This is a genomic window from Burkholderia diffusa, from assembly GCF_001718315.1.
GTDB lineage: Bacteria > Pseudomonadota > Gammaproteobacteria > Burkholderiales > Burkholderiaceae > Burkholderia > Burkholderia diffusa_B.
The window spans coordinates 1774175-1788285 of record NZ_CP013362.1 but is presented as its reverse complement, the minus strand read 5'-3'; the positions used below and the strand labels follow the sequence as shown (position 1 = coordinate 1788285).

Below are 14111 nucleotides of genomic sequence, written 5' to 3'. Positions count from 1 at the left end.
GCGGCGTTCGGCGGCGGGCATCCGTGCCAGGTCCGGTGCGGCCGATCGCCGTGCGTTTCGGGCGACCGGAGCGGGCGCGAACGCGCCGGCTTCGATCGACCGCGAAGCAGGGCAGCGGCGGCGTCCGCCGGGTGGCTTTCGATCCTACAACAAAGGTCCGTCCGCACACGAAGCGGCGCGGATCATACGTCGCGAGGCACGACTTGAGCGATTCGCAACCTTCCACGCAGCGTCCGGCGACGATCAGCGACGTCGCCCGTGAAGCCGGCACAGGCAAGACCAGCGTTTCGCGCTATCTGAACGGCGAGACGCACGTGTTGTCCGCCGATCTGCGCCAGCGGATCGAGACGGCGATCGCGCGCCTCAACTACCGGCCGAACCAGATGGCGCGCGGGCTGAAGCGCGGCCGCAACCGGCTGCTCGGCATGCTCGCCGCCGACCTGACCAACCCGTATACCGTCGAAGTGCTGCAAGGCGTCGAGGCCGCGTGCCACGCGCTCGGCTACATGCCGCTCATCTGTCACGCGGCCAACGAGGTCGAGATGGAGCGGCGCTTCCTGCAGCTGCTCACGACCTACCGGGTCGAGGGGCTGATCGTCAACGCACTCGGCGCCGAGGAAGACGTGCTGCGCCCGCTGCGCGGCGCCGGCATTCCGGCCGTGCTCGTCGACCGGACGGTCGAGGGCTTCGAGGCCGACCTGATCGGGCTCGACAATACCGATGCGATCGAGACGGCGATCGCGCACCTGGTCGCGCGCGGCTTCGACGCGATCCATTTCGTCGTGCAGCCGTTCGAGCGCGTCAGCTCGCGGCGCCTGCGCGAGGCCGCGTTCCGCGCGGCGCTCGACGCGCGCGGGCTGCCGGTGCCGCCGACGGTCGTGCTCGACCTGAACGAGCCCGCCGCGGTTGCGGCGGCGCTTGCAGACCTCGACGCGCGCATCGACGACGCCACGCGGCGCGGCGTGCGTGCCGCGCTGTTCGCCGCCAACGCGCCGGTCGCGCTCGCGATCGCACGCCATCTGCGCGCGCGTTTCGGCGCGGCGTGGCAGGAAAAGGCCGCGCTGCTGTCGATCGACGATCCGGAGTGGGCCGAACTGATCGGCATCACGACGATTCGCCAGCCGACCTACGAGATCGGCTACAAGGCCGTCGAATTCGTGCACGAGCGCATCGACGGCGCGGCCGGCGACGTGCGCGTCGCATTGCTGCCGGGTGAGCTGATCGCGCGCGCGTCGACCGCAAGCTGAGTATCATTCGGGGCACGCAGCGCGTCAGGTGCGCTGCCCCGAACAAGGAAATTCATGACTGTCGCTCCCGTCACGCTGGCGGTGCTGATCGCCGCCACGCTGATCATCGCGCTACTGCCGTTCGTTCTCTTCCGCATCCTGCGCAAGCCACTCTCGCTCGACCGCCGCGACACGATTGTCGGAGTCGCCGTCTTCACGCTGTTCGCGATGATCGTCGAACGCGCATTCCATGGCCTCGTGCTGAGCCAGACCCCCGCCGGCGGCTGGCTCACGCAGCCGCTCGCGTTCGTCGCGTACAGCGCGCTCGCGACCGCCGTGTTCGAGGAAGTCGGCCGCTATCTCGGGATCCGGTTCCTGAACCGCCGCTACGGCGCGTCGGCCGGGGACGGGCGCGGTATCGGCTACGGCATCGGCCATGCCGGTGCGGAAGCCTGGTTCGTCGGCGTGCTCGTATGGGGCCAGTGGTCGTATCTCGCGTGGCTCGCGAGCCGTGGCCAGCTCGAGACGCAGCTCGCGGACCTGCCGGGCGATACCGTCGTGCGGCTGCACGTGATGCTGGCGACGCTGTCGGCACAGTCGATGCTGCTGTTGCTGCTCGAGCGCTGCTCGGCGTTCGTGGTGCAATTCGCGCTGTCGGTGCTGGTCTGGCGCGGCGTGCGCGCCGGCCGCGCGGGCGTGCTGCCGCTCGCGATCGTGCTGCATGCGCTCGCGGTCACGCCGGCGTTGCTGTATCAGGTGCGCGTGTTGCCTGCCGGATCGCTCGAGGCCGTGTATTTCGTGCTGGCCGCGATTCTGGTCGCCGTGCTGGTGAAGACGTGCCGGTCGCCGCGTGCGGCTGCCTGACGGGAGAGGCGGAATGGACGACTATCTGATCGACTGCCAGAGCGCCGAATTCGACGCGCTCGCGCGCGTGATCTGCGATCTCTTTCCGGAGCAGACGCGCTTTGTCGAAAGCAGCGACGAACGCGGACGTTTCCTGTCCGTGCAGTGGCTCGCGATGCGTTTCGGTTCGACGCCGAAACGGATGACGCTCGACATCCGCATCGTGCCGGCCGCGCTGGCGCGCTATCTGGCGCTCAGGCCGATGCAGCGCGCCCGCAGCCACGCGGTGCTGCATGCGTATACGGAAGCGATGCTGGGCTCGCTCGAGGAGCGGCACGCAGCCGGCGAGGCCGTCGAGCGCGATGCCGAACTCGAGCTCGACGAAGACTTTGCCTGAGCGTTGACATGAACGCGCGCGCCGGCGCGATGCCGGCGCCGCGTGCGACGCGTTACGCGTCTCGGTAGACCTGCGCGAAACGCTGCGCCTGGACGACGCCGTAGTCGCCGGGCGCATACTGCATCACCCAGTCGCCGGCGACGCCGCGCAGCGTGTCGCCGTTTTCCGAGCGGGCGATCATGAACGGCTCGTCCATCCGGCGGGCGAGCACGACGGCCGGCCGGTTCCGGTATGCGCCCGGCGCACCGTGCGCGAGTGCCTCATCGGCGGGCAGGTATTTCGCGTCGAAGCGTGAGCGCGACACGACCCAGCGGTCGCCGGTGGAGCCGGTGATCAGCGCGTCGCCCGCGACATAGCGGTTCGGGCCTTCGAGGCTCATCAGTTCGCCGTCGGCCTGCGCGAATGCGACCGTGACGGTTTCGTCCTTCACGACGCGACGGGCTTGCGGGTCGGTACGCAGATCGATGTGCTTGAGTTCGAGCATGGCAGGGGGAAGTGCGGCAAAAGGCGGGAGCTTATCCCGAATCCGGCGTGCCGTGTGGCGCGCCGGATTCTTCCTGGAATGCGCGACGCCGGCGAGGCGTGCGTCAGGGTTGTGCGGGCGCGCTTGCGGCCGGCGCCGTGGCTGCCTTGCCTTCCTTGCTCCTGGCCTTGCCCGTGCCGCGGCGTTCGCCGCCGTGATGCAGCCAACTGCGGAACGTCGTGTCGGCGAGTGCCTTCTGGTCGGCCGGGAAGCTCTCGTACAGCGGCGCGAATGCGTCGGCGAGCTTTTTCGCGCCGTCCGCGTTTGCCTGCGCAAGCTCCGCGTACTGCTTCATGTCGTCGACCGCGGACACGTTCCGGCTTTCCATCCGCGTGCGATAGAGGCGGCCCATCGTGTCGCCGTTTTCACGCATCGTGTCGGCGAACGTCTTCCATTGCGGCTCCTGTGCCGACGTGATCTTCAACTGGTCGTGCAGGTACTTGATGCGCTGCTCGATGCGCGCTTCGTGGCGCGCCGCGCGCTGTTCGGCGCTCGGGGCCGACGCGGGCGTCGCGGTCGCCGGAGCGGGCGTCTGCGGTTGCGGCGGAGTTTGCGCGAATGCGCTGGCCGCAACGGCGAGCGTGGCGAGGGTGAGCGAGATTTTCTTCATGGTTGGCTCTCCGGGGTGGTGTCGTGCGAGCGGGCGCGGCGGCCGATGCCGCGAGCGCGCAACTCGCGTCGCCCGTTATTAGTAGCACGTTGCGTATCACGCGGCAGCGAAAGCGACACTTGCTTACATCCGATACGAATCGAAATTGAAAGGGACACAGCGGGCCGACGACGGCCGACGATGTTCGATCGACACGGCGGACGCCCCGCACGCGAATGAGGCGGGCGATGCGAATGCGCGGGCCCGTGACCGCGTGCGATGCCGTTTGGGCGCACCGGCGTTCGGCGCTATCATCGCGTCACGTTCCATTTCGCCGGTGCGATGCACGCCGGCCCAGCCTCATGCGTCCACCTCGCCTCGACCAACTCGACGATCTTGACCGGCAACTGGTCGCGCTGCTGCAAGCGGATGCGCGCGCAAGCGTCGCCGATCTCGCGCGACAGCTCGACGTTGCACGCACGACGGTCGTCGCGCGCATCGCCCGGCTCGAGCGCACCAACGTGATCGCCGGATACAGCGTGCGGCTCGGGCAGGACGTGCTCGATGCAAGCATTTATGCGTACGTCGGCATCATCCTGACGCCCAAGTTCGGCAAGGACGTGCTGCGCAAGCTCGACCGGATGCCCGAGGTGCAGCTGTTGTGCGCGGTAAGCGGCGAATACGACTACGTCGCGTGGCTGCGTGCGGATTCGCCGGAGCGGCTCAACGATCTGCTCGACCAGATCGGCACGCTCGAAGGCGTCGAGCGCACGACGACGTCGATCATCCTGTCGCGCAAGATCGATCGCGGCACGATCGGCGGATGACGCATCGCATGGGGTGTCGCGTGTGACACCGCGGCGCGATTCGAATCGTCGCGCAGGTTTTTTCCTTCTTTCCCTTCCGTTGATACCCGCTACCGGCGCTCGCCGCGAGGCGGGGCGTCGCCTCGCGCATCTGCATCTGCATGCGAGCGTCGTTGCGTCGAATGCCGGCCTGGGCGCGCGCAACGATTCATTCGCTTGCGCATGTCCCGCCTTGCGTGTTCGTTTCTTCCTGCGTCCAAACCCGCCCGCCGCGGCCCATTTCCGGCCCGTCATATACACGACTTTTAGGGAAATTGGTCGTTATGACGAAATGCATCGTCATATCGTCGAATTAATCGGTCGTTTCGCATCATTCTTCGTCTTGGAACTGATTTTGCGCGTCCCTAAACTGTGTTCATGGCTCGACGCCGTACACCAACACCAAACCCATCATCAGGAGATAAGCGCATGAAAATCGCCATCGTCGGCGCAGGTCTGATCGGCCACACCATTGCTCACATGCTGCGTGAAACGGGCGACTACGAAGTGGTCGCGTTCGACCGCGACGCGGATGCGCTCGCCAAGCTGTCGCGTGAAGGCATCGCGACGCAGCGTGTCGATTCGGCGGACGCCAATGCGATCCGTGAAGCCGTGAAGGGCTTCGATGCGCTCGTCAACGCACTGCCGTACTACCTCGCGGTCAACGTCGCGGCGGCGGCCAAGGCTGCCGGCGTCCATTACTTCGACCTGACCGAAGACGTGCGCGCGACCCACGCGATCCGCGAACTGGCGGACGGTTCGGACCGCGCGTTCATGCCGCAGTGCGGCCTCGCGCCGGGCTTCATCGGCATTGCCGCACACGAGCTGGTGAACGGCTTCAGCGAAGTGCGCGACGTGAAGATGCGCGTGGGCGCGCTGCCCGAGTACCCGACCAACGCGCTGAAGTACAACCTGACGTGGAGCGTCGACGGCCTGATCAACGAATACTGCCAGCCGTGCGAAGCGATCCGCGACGGCCGCAAGCAGTGGGTGCAGCCGCTCGAAGGTCTCGAGCATTTCTCGCTCGACGGCACCGAATACGAAGCGTTCAACACGTCGGGCGGCCTGGGCACGCTGTGCGAGACGCTGTCGGGCAAGGTCGAGACGCTCGACTACAAGTCGGTGCGCTATCCGGGCCATCGCGAACTCGTGCAGTTCCTGCTCGAGGACCTGCGCCTGTCGAGCGACCGCGACACGCTGAAGTCGATCATGCGTCGCGCGGTGCCGTCGACGAAGCAGGACGTCGTGCTCGTGTTCGTCACGGTGACGGGCGTGAAGGACGGCCAGCTCGTGCAGGACGTATTCACGCGCAAGATTTTCGCGAAGGACGTGTGCGGAATGCACATGAGCGCGATCCAGATCACGACGGCCGGCGCGATGTGCGCGGTGCTGGATCTGTTCCGCGAAAAGAAGCTGCCGCAAAGCGGTTTCATCCCGCAGGAAAAGGTATCGCTGAAGGCGTTCCTTGCGAACCGTTTCGGCAAGCTGTACGAAGGCGGCACGATGGAGCGTGTGCACGAAGTCGCCTGACGACCGGTCTCCGGCACGAGGGCCGTACGACGCCGGGAGCGCAACAGCGCTTCCGGCGTTGTTTTTTGAGCGCGTCGAATTGCGTCGCGGCGGGGAAGAGCAGGGAGATGCGCGCCGTTCAGGCGGGCAGCGGCGGGACGATCGTCGACTGCGGCGCCGGCGGTGCAATGCGGTACAGCAGCGCGTCGATATCCGCATCGGACGGTGCGGTGTTGTCGAACATCACGATGCCGTCGCATTCGTGGCCGGTCGGCACGAAGCGGCGTTGCCGGTATTCGTCCCAGTGCGCGAGCTTGTACGCGTCGTTCGGATTGCCGCGCGCGACGATCCGCTGGTGCGCGACGTCTTCCGCGGTATGAACCCACACGACCGTCAGCGCGATGTCCGGCCCGATGCCGAGCCACGTGCGATCGAGGATGCGTCGATCACGCACTTCGCGTGACAGCGGGCCGACCACGAGCACGCCGATGCCGAGCGCGAGGTTCTCGCGGGCCGTGTCGAGCAGGCCCTGGTATTCGGGATCGCGCAGATGCTTCAGGTACAGCGGGCTGTCGCGATCGTTCGGATCGGAGGTGAGGGCGCCCATCGCCGCCGAACTGTACCGACCGTAGAGCGTATCCTTGTCGAGCAGGCAGAAGGCTTCGCCTGTCGCTCGCATCAGCGGCCCGATCAGCCGCTTCGCGAGCGTGGTCTTGCCGGTGCCGGCATGACCGCAGAAGAACACCAGGTGCGTCACGAATGCCGGCTCCCCGGAGCCGCGCGCGATGCGTCGGTGCGCTTGTCGCCGCGCGAGAACACTTCCGCCTCCAGCCACATTGCGTTGATGATGCCGAAGCCGAGCGCCACGCCGATGCCGAGTATCCACGAGAAATACCACATGGGTCTGTCTCCTTGACGGTTGGACCGCACGGCCGTGCCGTGCGTTTGTCGAAGCGATGCCGTGCGCGTGCCGCGTCGCACGTAGCCCGATCATGACCAATATCGGCGTGTCGCGCAAGCCGGGCCGCCCGCGCGTCAAACCGGTAAACTGATGCGAAAACGGCAACATGACGGACAACATGCTGATCAACTGCGCTGCATACCAGGACGGCCGCAAGCTGGCCGAAATCGATATCGACGCCATCAGCGACTACGTATCGAAGCCCGAGTGTTTCGTGTGGGTCGCGCTGAAGGATCCGACACCGGACGAGATCGACCTGATGGGCGAGGAATTCGGACTGCACGAGCTCGCGCTCGAAGATGCCCGCAAAGGGCATCAGCGGCCGAAGATCGAGGAGTACGGCGATTCGCTGTTCGCGGTGCTGCATATGGTGGAGCTCGACGACGACGGCGAATTCAAGGTTGGCGAGCTGAACGTGTTCGTCGGCCCGAACTACGTGCTGTCGATCCGCAACCATACCGAGCAGGACTTCCGCGACGTGCGCAAGCGCTGCGAGCGCGAGCCGCATCTGCTGCAGGAAGGCTCGGCGTTCGTGTTCTATGCGCTGATGGACCAGGTCGTCGACCGCTATTTCCCGATCCTCGAGACGCTCGGCAACGAGCTCGAGGAACTCGAGGACCGCATCTTCGCGAAGGCCTCGCCCGCGTCGTCGCGGGCGATCATCGAGGATCTCTACTCGCTGAAACGCCGGCTCGTGACGCTGTACCAGCACACGGCGCCGCTGATCGAGCCGCTCGCGAAGCTCACCGGCGGACGCATTCCGCAGGTCTGCAGCGGGATGGAGCATTACTTCCGCGACGTGTACGACCATCTGCAGCGGATCGTGAAGACGATCGAAGGGCGGCGCGAGATGGTCGTGACTGCGATCCAGGTCAACCTCGGGATGATTTCGCTCGCGGAGAACGAGGTGACCAAGCGGCTCGGCTCGTTCGCCGCGCTGTTCGCGATACCGACGATGATCGCCGGCATCTACGGGATGAACTTCGCGAACATGCCCGAACTGCACCTCAAGTACGGCTTCTATGGCTGCATCGGGGTGATGGTCGTCGCCGATCTCGCGTTGTGGTGGCGCTTCAAACGGGCGGGCTGGCTGTAGCCGGGGAGCATCGCTAGCGCGGGGCGTGCTTGCCGACCACGACGCGCCACGGACGCACGCACCAGGATTTGACGAGGCCGTGCTGCACGTACGGATCGGCGCGGGCGAACGATTCGGCGGCTTCCGGCGAGTCGCCTTCGAAGACGAGCACGGCCCGGTCGGCGGGATCCTGCAATGCGCCGGCGAGGATGAGCTCGCCGCGCTCGGTTGCGGCCTGGGCGAGCGCGAGGTGCTCGGCGCGGTACTGTTCGCGCCTGGACAGGTAATCGTCGACGAGTTCGTAGATCAACTGGTAATGCATGGTCGCTCCCGGAGTCGGCCGCCGCAGGATGGCGGGCGGATGGCTCAGTATAGGGCGCGGTTTGGTCTTTGTCGGCACGGTTTGCGACAGCTTCGCCGGCGCGTGGCCGGCTGATTCGGTCGATTACGGGCAGCCAACGTGGACGATTTTAAGGTCACGATGACCACCTCTAAATGCAACTAACGGTCTAGTTTGACCTCATCGTCGCATGGATTCGCGTCATCGTGATCGACTGGTTATCGCGCGTTTTGTCTTCAGGAAAGACGGGGCGGCCAGCATGTTTCATGCGCATTCCGGATTTGAATTCCGCATGCCGGCGGAGGGCGGCCGCGCCGACCGGAAAAGGGGCCGAAGCCTGATGTCGGGCCATTCGTGTGGGGGTGGTGCGCGGGCGTTTCCATTGGCCGCAATGCGACCTATGCTGAACGAATCCGGAGCGAACTTCGTTCGCCCGATTCGTCCAGACGAGGTGTGCCATGCCTGTATCAGCCACCCTGCAGGATTGCCTGCGCCAGAAGTCATCGCGGTACGAAGTCGTGTACCACCCGTATAGCCATACCAGCATGGAGACGGCCGCCGCCGCGCATATCCCCGGCGATCGCCTCGCGAAAACCGTGCTGCTCGAGGACGACGAAGGCTACGTCGCAGCCGTACTGCCGACGTCGCATGCGGTGCGGCTGTCGGATCTCTGGGTCAAGACCGGCCGTCATCTCGTGCTCGCCAAGGAAATCGAACTGCGTGAACTGTTCAAGGATTGCGACCTCGGCGCGTTGCCGCCGGTGTGCATGGCGTACGGGATGAAGACGTTCCTCGAGGAACATCTCGCGCAGCAGCCGGAAGTGTATTTCGAGGCCGGCGACCACGAGGCGCTGATCCATATGATGCAGGACGAATTTCTGTCGCTGATGGAGACGGCCGAGCGCGCGCATTTCTCGCACAAGATGCAGGGGATGTGGTTGTCCTGATCGTCCGTTGCGGGCGGTTTTGTAGTGGTCGGAGACGGCGTCCGGTGGGCAGCCGTCGGAGGCATTGCGTGTCGCCGGTTTTGCTGCGGGGCGTTCACGTTGAGAATCGCTGCTGCGAGCGACCGGTGAGGCAGGATTCTGGTCGCGTGTGACCGGGATTTCAGTCGTGTCGGTGAGTGAATTTCATATTTGACATAATCATAATTATCGACAGTTTTCGTTGTAGCAGCCATATCCTAATGTCGTGTTGTGGCTATTTACAGATGTCGTGTTTTTGACTGCTGGCATGCTGGACGGCTCGTTGAGTAAGCCCGGGAGCCGACCATGCAGCCAGCCGGATTGGTGACACTGACGATGCGAGAGCTTGATCGACTCAAGGTAATCCAGGCCGTGGTGGACACGGGCTTGAAGCCTGGGCGTGCGGCTGAACGGCTGGGCCTGAGCGTGCGCCAGGTGGAACGGCTGATCATCCGATATCGAGAGCAAGGAGCCAGCGGCGTAGCTTCGGGCCGTCGCGGCCGGCCGGGCAACCGCAAGCTCGACGACGGGCTGGCGTTACGTGCCCTGACCGTTATTCGCGAGCGCTACGCCGATTTCGGGCCGACGCTGGCGTGCGAGAAGCTCTGGGAGTGCCACGGCATTCGGCTGGCCAAGGAGACGGTCAGGAAGCTGATGATGGACGCTGGGCTTTGGATTCCGCGTCGACAGCGGCCGCCGAAGGTGTATCAGCCACGAGCCCGACGCGCGTGCCTGGGCGAACTGATCCAGATCGACGGCAGCGATCATCGGTGGTTCGAGGAACGGGCGCCGGCCTGCACGCTGCTGGTGTATGTGGACGACGCGACGAGTCGGTTGATGATGCTGCATTTCACGCAGACCGAATCGACCTTCAGCTACTTCGAGGCCACGCGGGCATATCTGGAGCGCCATGGTAAGCCGGTAGCGTTCTACAGCGACAAATACAGCGTGTTCCGCAATACGAGCGCCGGCAAGACCGGCCAGAGCGTCACGCACTTCGGCCGCGCGATGTATGAGTTGAACATCGACACGTTCTGCGCAAACAGTAGCTCGGCCAAGGGGCGTGTCGAGCGTGCGCACCTGACGCTGCAGGACCGATTGGTCAAGGAGCTACGATTGCGCGGCATCAGCACAGTCGCGGATGCCAACGCTTATGCGCCCTCCTTCATCGCTACGTATAACGCGCGCTTCGGGAAGCCGCCGCGCAGCGGCTTTGATGCGCATCGGCCGCTGCGATCCGACGAGGATCTGGACCTGCTGCTGACCTGGCGTGAGACACGCCGGGTCACGAAGGCGTTGACGGTGCAATACGACCGGGTGCTGTACCTGCTGGACGATACGCCGGGGAATCGAGCGTGGATACATCGCGACGTCGAGGTGTGGGAGTACCCGGATGGTCGGATCGAAATCCGAGCAGCCGGTCAGATATTGGCAGCTCAGTCCTATGACCGGCTGGCCGAGGTCGATCAAGGCGCCATCGTGGACCACAAGCGGCTAAGTCACGCGCTGCAAGTGGCACAAGCGTTTCAGGCGCAGCGCGACAGCCGGCGGATCGGAACCGCGCCGTCGCGAACGCATCGAGGGCTGCCGGTGCGGGAGAACGAAGCGCAACCTGGCACCAAGAAGCCGCGCCGGTTCACGGCGGCTGACATGGAGGCGGCGATTCTGGAGGTCGCATCAAAAGCAGGAACTGAGCGGCGGTCTGCCACGGCCCGCGGATGAGCGTAAGCGCCCTGCTGCTTCAGGCTCGGCGCTTCAACGCTGAATGACGAGAAAGTCGATGAAACATGCGACATTTGTATTTAGCTGGCGCTGCGACATCTGAATCTGGGTATGACATTCGTTGTGGCGGCTAAGTTGTAATGTCCGCTTTTCGACCCATCGTAAGCTGGCTGGCCTACGAGAAACTGTACGAAAGCCACAACATTCGGCTGGCCAAGGAAACGGTCCGCAAGCTGATGACCGACGCTGGCCGCTAGGTGCCGCGCCGGCAACGCCCGCCCAAGGTCTACCAGCCGCGAGCGCGTCGGACAACGCGGCAATCCGCTGATATTCGTGTCCGGTGCGCCAGGCACGTTCCGCGAGCGCTTCGGCATGAGCGGACCTCATTGCGCCCAACGCAAGCAACGCGCGCCGGCGCACATATTCGTCCACGTCGTCCATCAGGCGCAACAGAGTGCTTCAGCCTCGGCACCATGCGAACCCCGCCCACCGAGTCGCGCGGCCAATTGCCATTTCGGGTTCGACTCGGACGCATCGATCGAGGCGCGCGTGAGTGCCAGCAACGCGTCGGATTGCGTCCAGAGCATGTTGGATATGTGTTCCAGCGCGTGGTCCTGGACAATCGTGTTCGGAGCGCCGGGTAGCGCACCAAGCAGCCATGTGCGACGGCATGCCCTGCCCTGATCCACTTGGGAAGCCGTTCGACTAGGCGCACGACGGTCGGGTCGGGCGCGTTTTCGTATCCGGAGGTTTGCGTGAAAAACAATACTATTGTGATAAGAAAAGTTATCCGGATAGGCATGATAAAGACGCGTAACCAACGGTCGGGCCATTGCGCTGCGCAATCCTCGAATTCACAACGATCGACGCATGCCGCCCGGCATGAATGACGCCGCATTGGCCGTCGTGGCGGTCCATCTCCGCCGGCAACCGTCTGCGCTAAGGCCGTCTGCCTCTCTTCCCCGCATTTGTTCCCGCGACGCAAGACTGTTGGTCCATGGCGGGTATTCGAACACCGGCCCGACGCGCCTAGAGTAGCGTCCATCGGATTCATCGATCCGGTCGGCGCTGACGCCGAAAACCAATCACCTGTCGAGGCATATCATGAGTACTTCCAAGGTCATCATCGTCACCGGCGCATCGCAAGGCATCGGCGCCGCAACGGTCAACGCATTCCGCGCCGTGGGCCACCGCGTGGTCGCGACGTCCCGTTCTATCGGGCCGTCGGACGACCCCGATCTCGTCACCGTCGCGGGCGACATCGGCGACCCGGTTGTCGCGCGCCGCGTGGTCGACGCCGCCATCGAGCACTTCGGCCGGGTCGACACGCTCGTCAACAATGCGGGCATTTTCATCGCGAAGCCGTTCACGCAATACACGGCGGACGACTACGCTGCCATCACCCGCGTGAACCTGGACGCCTTCTTCCACGTCACGCAGCGTGCGATTGCGGCGATGCAGCGAAACGGAAGTGACGGCGGTCACGTGGTCAGCATCACGACGAGTCTCGTTGACCACGCGAACAGCAATGTGCCGTCGGTGCTCGCGTCGCTGACGAAAGGCGGGCTCAACGCGGCGACGAAGTCGCTCGCAATCGAATATGCGAAGGCCGGCATCCGCGTGAACGCCGTGTCGCCGGGCATCATCAAGTCGCCGATGCACGCGCCCGACACGCACGCGACGCTCGCCTCACTGCATCCGGTCGGCCGGATGGGCGAGATGAGCGACATCGTCGGCGCGCTCCTGTATCTCGATTCGGCGCCGTTCGTCACCGGCGAGATCCTGCACGTGGATGGCGGCCAGAGCGCCGGGCACTGAGCAGCAACGTCGTGAACATGCGCCGGCTCGGATGGTGCGCGGTGCCCCGATGCCGGCGCAGGCGCGGCCTTTGCGCCCTGCTTCGCCTCGTTGCGGGCATGGCCGGCCGCGCTAGTTCGCGCGCTTGCCGGGTGCCTGCTCGAGATGTTCGACGAGAAAGTCGACGAAGACGCGCACGCGCGACGACAAATAACGTGCATGCGGATACAACAGCATGAACGGCCGCGACCGCCCGCCCGCGCCGGACAGCACCTCGGTGAGCATGCCTTCCCGCAGATCGCGCTCGACGATGAAGCGATAAGTCTGGAACAGGCCCGCCCCGCTGCGCGCGAGCGTGACGCCGGCGAGGACGTCGCCCGACGTGCCGTAGCCGCCCGTCGTCGCGACGTCGATTTCCGCAGATCCGTCGTTGAACAGCCATGGAATCGGCCTGCCGCTGCTCGGGAGCTCGAACTGGATGCACTCGTGCGCGTGCAGATCGTCGACCGTGCGCGGCACGCCGGCGCGCCTGAGATACCCGGGCGTCGCGACAACGACAAGTTCGGCGTCCTCGAGCTTGCGGGCGACCAAGCTCGAATCGGCTGGCGCGCGGCCGCGGATCGCAAGGTCGAAACCCTCCTCGGCGAAGTCGATGTTGCGATTGCTGAGATGGGTTTCGACGCGTACTTCCGGGTACCGCTCGCGAAACGCGGGCAGCAGCGGCAGCACGCGATAGTGTCCGTATGGCGTCGGCATGCTGATGCGCAGCACGCCGGCCGGCGTTGCCTGCTGCCCCGTCGCTTCGCGTTCCGCGTCGACGAGCTGCGACAACGCATCGCGGCATTGCTCGAAATAGCGTCGCCCGGAATCGGTGAGGCGGATCTGGCGCGTCGTCCGTACGAACAGACGTACGCCGAGACGCTCCTCGAGCCGCGCGACGGATCGGCTCACTGCGGCCGGCGTGACGCTCGCAGCCGTCGCGGCGAGCGTGAAACTGCCGAGTTCGGCTGCCAGGCAGAACAGCTCGATGCTGCCGAGCAGGAGGTCATCGAATTTTCGCTGCATGGGGCGGCTCCTGCTTCCTCGTGTCTTGGCGCGATGGCGAACCCGGTGTACGCCTGCAACGAGACATTGCACACCCGGTACGCGAGCGCGCGTTGTTCCACGGCGAGACTGCCGAAGCACCGAGTGTGCACGAATCCCCGCAGGGAAACCAGCGTGCACGCGACGGCGACAGGCGCGGCCGGGCGGCACTGGCGGTACGCGCTCGCGGCGGCCGATTCGTTACATCGTGTGTCGAGTCAATTGCGCGAACGATA

Annotated in this window: 15 protein-coding genes; 9 read left to right on the top strand and 6 right to left on the bottom strand. The window is 65.2% G+C overall.

The features are described from left to right. Positions 1-203: 203 nt before the first annotated feature. Genes WI26_RS08235 through WI26_RS08225 form a run of 3 tightly spaced genes read left to right on the top strand, consistent with a single transcriptional unit; the run spans position 204 to position 2466 of the window. The gene (locus tag WI26_RS08235) at positions 204-1247 is read left to right on the top strand and encodes a LacI family DNA-binding transcriptional regulator (RefSeq protein ID WP_059467464.1); all 1044 of its coding nucleotides are present in this window, start codon (positions 204-206) and stop codon (positions 1245-1247) included. Positions 1248-1301: 54 nt separating this feature from the next. Further along, positions 1302-2090, top strand: a complete 789-nt coding sequence (locus tag WI26_RS08230; RefSeq protein ID WP_069225709.1) for a YhfC family intramembrane metalloprotease — start codon at positions 1302-1304, stop codon at positions 2088-2090. A 13-nt stretch (positions 2091-2103) separates the two neighbouring features. Then, positions 2104-2466, top strand: a complete 363-nt coding sequence (locus tag WI26_RS08225) for a DUF3022 domain-containing protein (RefSeq protein WP_059467466.1) — start codon at positions 2104-2106, stop codon at positions 2464-2466. A gap of 52 nt (positions 2467-2518) precedes the next feature. Here the strand turns inward: WI26_RS08225 and WI26_RS08220 are convergent, their stop codons facing one another. Together WI26_RS08220 and WI26_RS08215 are read right to left on the bottom strand one after the other, a co-directional pair. After that, the gene (locus WI26_RS08220; RefSeq protein WP_069225708.1) at positions 2519-2950 is read right to left on the bottom strand and encodes a PGDYG domain-containing protein; all 432 of its coding nucleotides are present in this window, start codon (positions 2948-2950) and stop codon (positions 2519-2521) included. 103 nt (positions 2951-3053) lie between these two features. Next, the gene (locus tag WI26_RS08215; RefSeq protein WP_069225707.1) at positions 3054-3599 is read right to left on the bottom strand and encodes a Spy/CpxP family protein refolding chaperone; all 546 of its coding nucleotides are present in this window, start codon (positions 3597-3599) and stop codon (positions 3054-3056) included. A 341-nt stretch (positions 3600-3940) separates the two neighbouring features. On the opposite strand from WI26_RS08215, the gene WI26_RS08210 reads away from it, so the two are divergent. Beyond that, positions 3941-4405 carry an Lrp/AsnC family transcriptional regulator gene (locus WI26_RS08210; protein ID WP_006481526.1) on the top strand — a complete coding sequence of 155 codons (465 nt, stop codon included), beginning with the start codon at positions 3941-3943 and terminating at the stop codon, positions 4403-4405. A 447-nt stretch (positions 4406-4852) separates the two neighbouring features. Next, entirely contained in the window at positions 4853-5953 is a 1101-nt protein-coding gene (locus WI26_RS08205) for a saccharopine dehydrogenase family protein (protein ID WP_040144221.1), read from the top strand. Positions 5954-6071: 118 nt separating this feature from the next. On the opposite strand, the gene WI26_RS08200 is transcribed toward WI26_RS08205, so the two are convergent. Both WI26_RS08200 and cydX read right to left on the bottom strand, forming a co-directional pair. Continuing rightward, positions 6072-6689, bottom strand: a complete 618-nt coding sequence (locus WI26_RS08200; protein WP_059467469.1) for an AAA family ATPase — start codon at positions 6687-6689, stop codon at positions 6072-6074. Beyond that, positions 6686-6832 (bottom strand): cytochrome bd-I oxidase subunit CydX, encoded by a 147-nt coding sequence (gene cydX, locus WI26_RS08195; RefSeq protein WP_069225706.1) that lies wholly within the window; start codon positions 6830-6832, stop codon positions 6686-6688. Before cydX ends, WI26_RS08200 begins: the two co-directional genes overlap by 4 nt. Positions 6833-7011: 179 nt before the next feature. Here cydX and corA point away from each other — a divergent pair, with 179 nt between their 5' ends. Beyond that, the gene (gene corA, locus WI26_RS08190; RefSeq protein WP_069226382.1) at positions 7012-7989 is read left to right on the top strand and encodes a magnesium/cobalt transporter CorA; all 978 of its coding nucleotides are present in this window, start codon (positions 7012-7014) and stop codon (positions 7987-7989) included. 13 nt (positions 7990-8002) lie between these two features. Here corA and WI26_RS08185 read toward each other — a convergent pair whose 3' ends face one another. Beyond that, the gene (locus WI26_RS08185; protein WP_069225705.1) at positions 8003-8290 is read right to left on the bottom strand and encodes a YciI-like protein; all 288 of its coding nucleotides are present in this window, start codon (positions 8288-8290) and stop codon (positions 8003-8005) included. Between the two features lie 476 nt (positions 8291-8766). On the opposite strand from WI26_RS08185, the gene WI26_RS08180 reads away from it, so the two are divergent. The 3 genes from WI26_RS08180 (at position 8767) to WI26_RS08170 (ending at position 12813) form a co-directional block, all read left to right on the top strand. Next, a complete protein-coding gene (locus WI26_RS08180) occupies positions 8767-9255 on the top strand; it encodes an aminoacyl-tRNA deacylase (RefSeq protein ID WP_059467470.1) in 489 nt (162 codons plus the stop codon). A 324-nt stretch (positions 9256-9579) separates the two neighbouring features. Then, positions 9580-10995, top strand: coding sequence for an ISNCY family transposase (locus WI26_RS08175; protein ID WP_155768749.1), 1416 nt, complete (start codon positions 9580-9582; stop codon positions 10993-10995). 1104 nt (positions 10996-12099) lie between these two features. Next, complete coding sequence (locus WI26_RS08170; RefSeq protein ID WP_069225704.1) at positions 12100-12813, top strand: SDR family NAD(P)-dependent oxidoreductase; 714 nt, start codon at positions 12100-12102, stop codon at positions 12811-12813. Positions 12814-12924: 111 nt separating this feature from the next. Here WI26_RS08170 and WI26_RS08165 read toward each other — a convergent pair whose 3' ends face one another. Continuing rightward, positions 12925-13857: a LysR family transcriptional regulator gene (locus WI26_RS08165; RefSeq protein WP_069225703.1), complete on the bottom strand. Its 933-nt coding sequence runs from the start codon at positions 13855-13857 to the stop codon at positions 12925-12927. Between the last annotated feature and the right edge of the window lie 254 nt (positions 13858-14111).

Excerpts from the sequence above, each read along its gene's own strand:
- WI26_RS08230 (WP_069225709.1), top strand. The coding sequence starts at position 1,302 with ATGACTGTCGCTCCCGTCACGCTGGCGGTGCTGATCGCCGCCACGCTG.
- WI26_RS08225 (WP_059467466.1), top strand. The coding sequence starts at position 2,104 with ATGGACGACTATCTGATCGACTGCCAGAGCGCCGAATTCGACGCGCTC.
- WI26_RS08220 (WP_069225708.1), bottom strand. The coding sequence starts at position 2,950 with ATGCTCGAACTCAAGCACATCGATCTGCGTACCGACCCGCAAGCCCGT.
- WI26_RS08215 (WP_069225707.1), bottom strand. The coding sequence starts at position 3,599 with ATGAAGAAAATCTCGCTCACCCTCGCCACGCTCGCCGTTGCGGCCAGC.
- WI26_RS08210 (WP_006481526.1), top strand. The coding sequence starts at position 3,941 with ATGCGTCCACCTCGCCTCGACCAACTCGACGATCTTGACCGGCAACTG.
- WI26_RS08205 (WP_040144221.1), top strand. The coding sequence starts at position 4,853 with ATGAAAATCGCCATCGTCGGCGCAGGTCTGATCGGCCACACCATTGCT.
- cydX (WP_069225706.1), bottom strand. The coding sequence starts at position 6,832 with ATGTGGTATTTCTCGTGGATACTCGGCATCGGCGTGGCGCTCGGCTTC.
- corA (WP_069226382.1), top strand. The coding sequence starts at position 7,012 with ATGCTGATCAACTGCGCTGCATACCAGGACGGCCGCAAGCTGGCCGAA.
- WI26_RS08185 (WP_069225705.1), bottom strand. The coding sequence starts at position 8,290 with ATGCATTACCAGTTGATCTACGAACTCGTCGACGATTACCTGTCCAGG.
- WI26_RS08180 (WP_059467470.1), top strand. The coding sequence starts at position 8,767 with ATGCCTGTATCAGCCACCCTGCAGGATTGCCTGCGCCAGAAGTCATCG.
- WI26_RS08175 (WP_155768749.1), top strand. The coding sequence starts at position 9,580 with ATGCAGCCAGCCGGATTGGTGACACTGACGATGCGAGAGCTTGATCGA.
- WI26_RS08170 (WP_069225704.1), top strand. The coding sequence starts at position 12,100 with ATGAGTACTTCCAAGGTCATCATCGTCACCGGCGCATCGCAAGGCATC.
- WI26_RS08165 (WP_069225703.1), bottom strand. The coding sequence starts at position 13,857 with ATGCAGCGAAAATTCGATGACCTCCTGCTCGGCAGCATCGAGCTGTTC.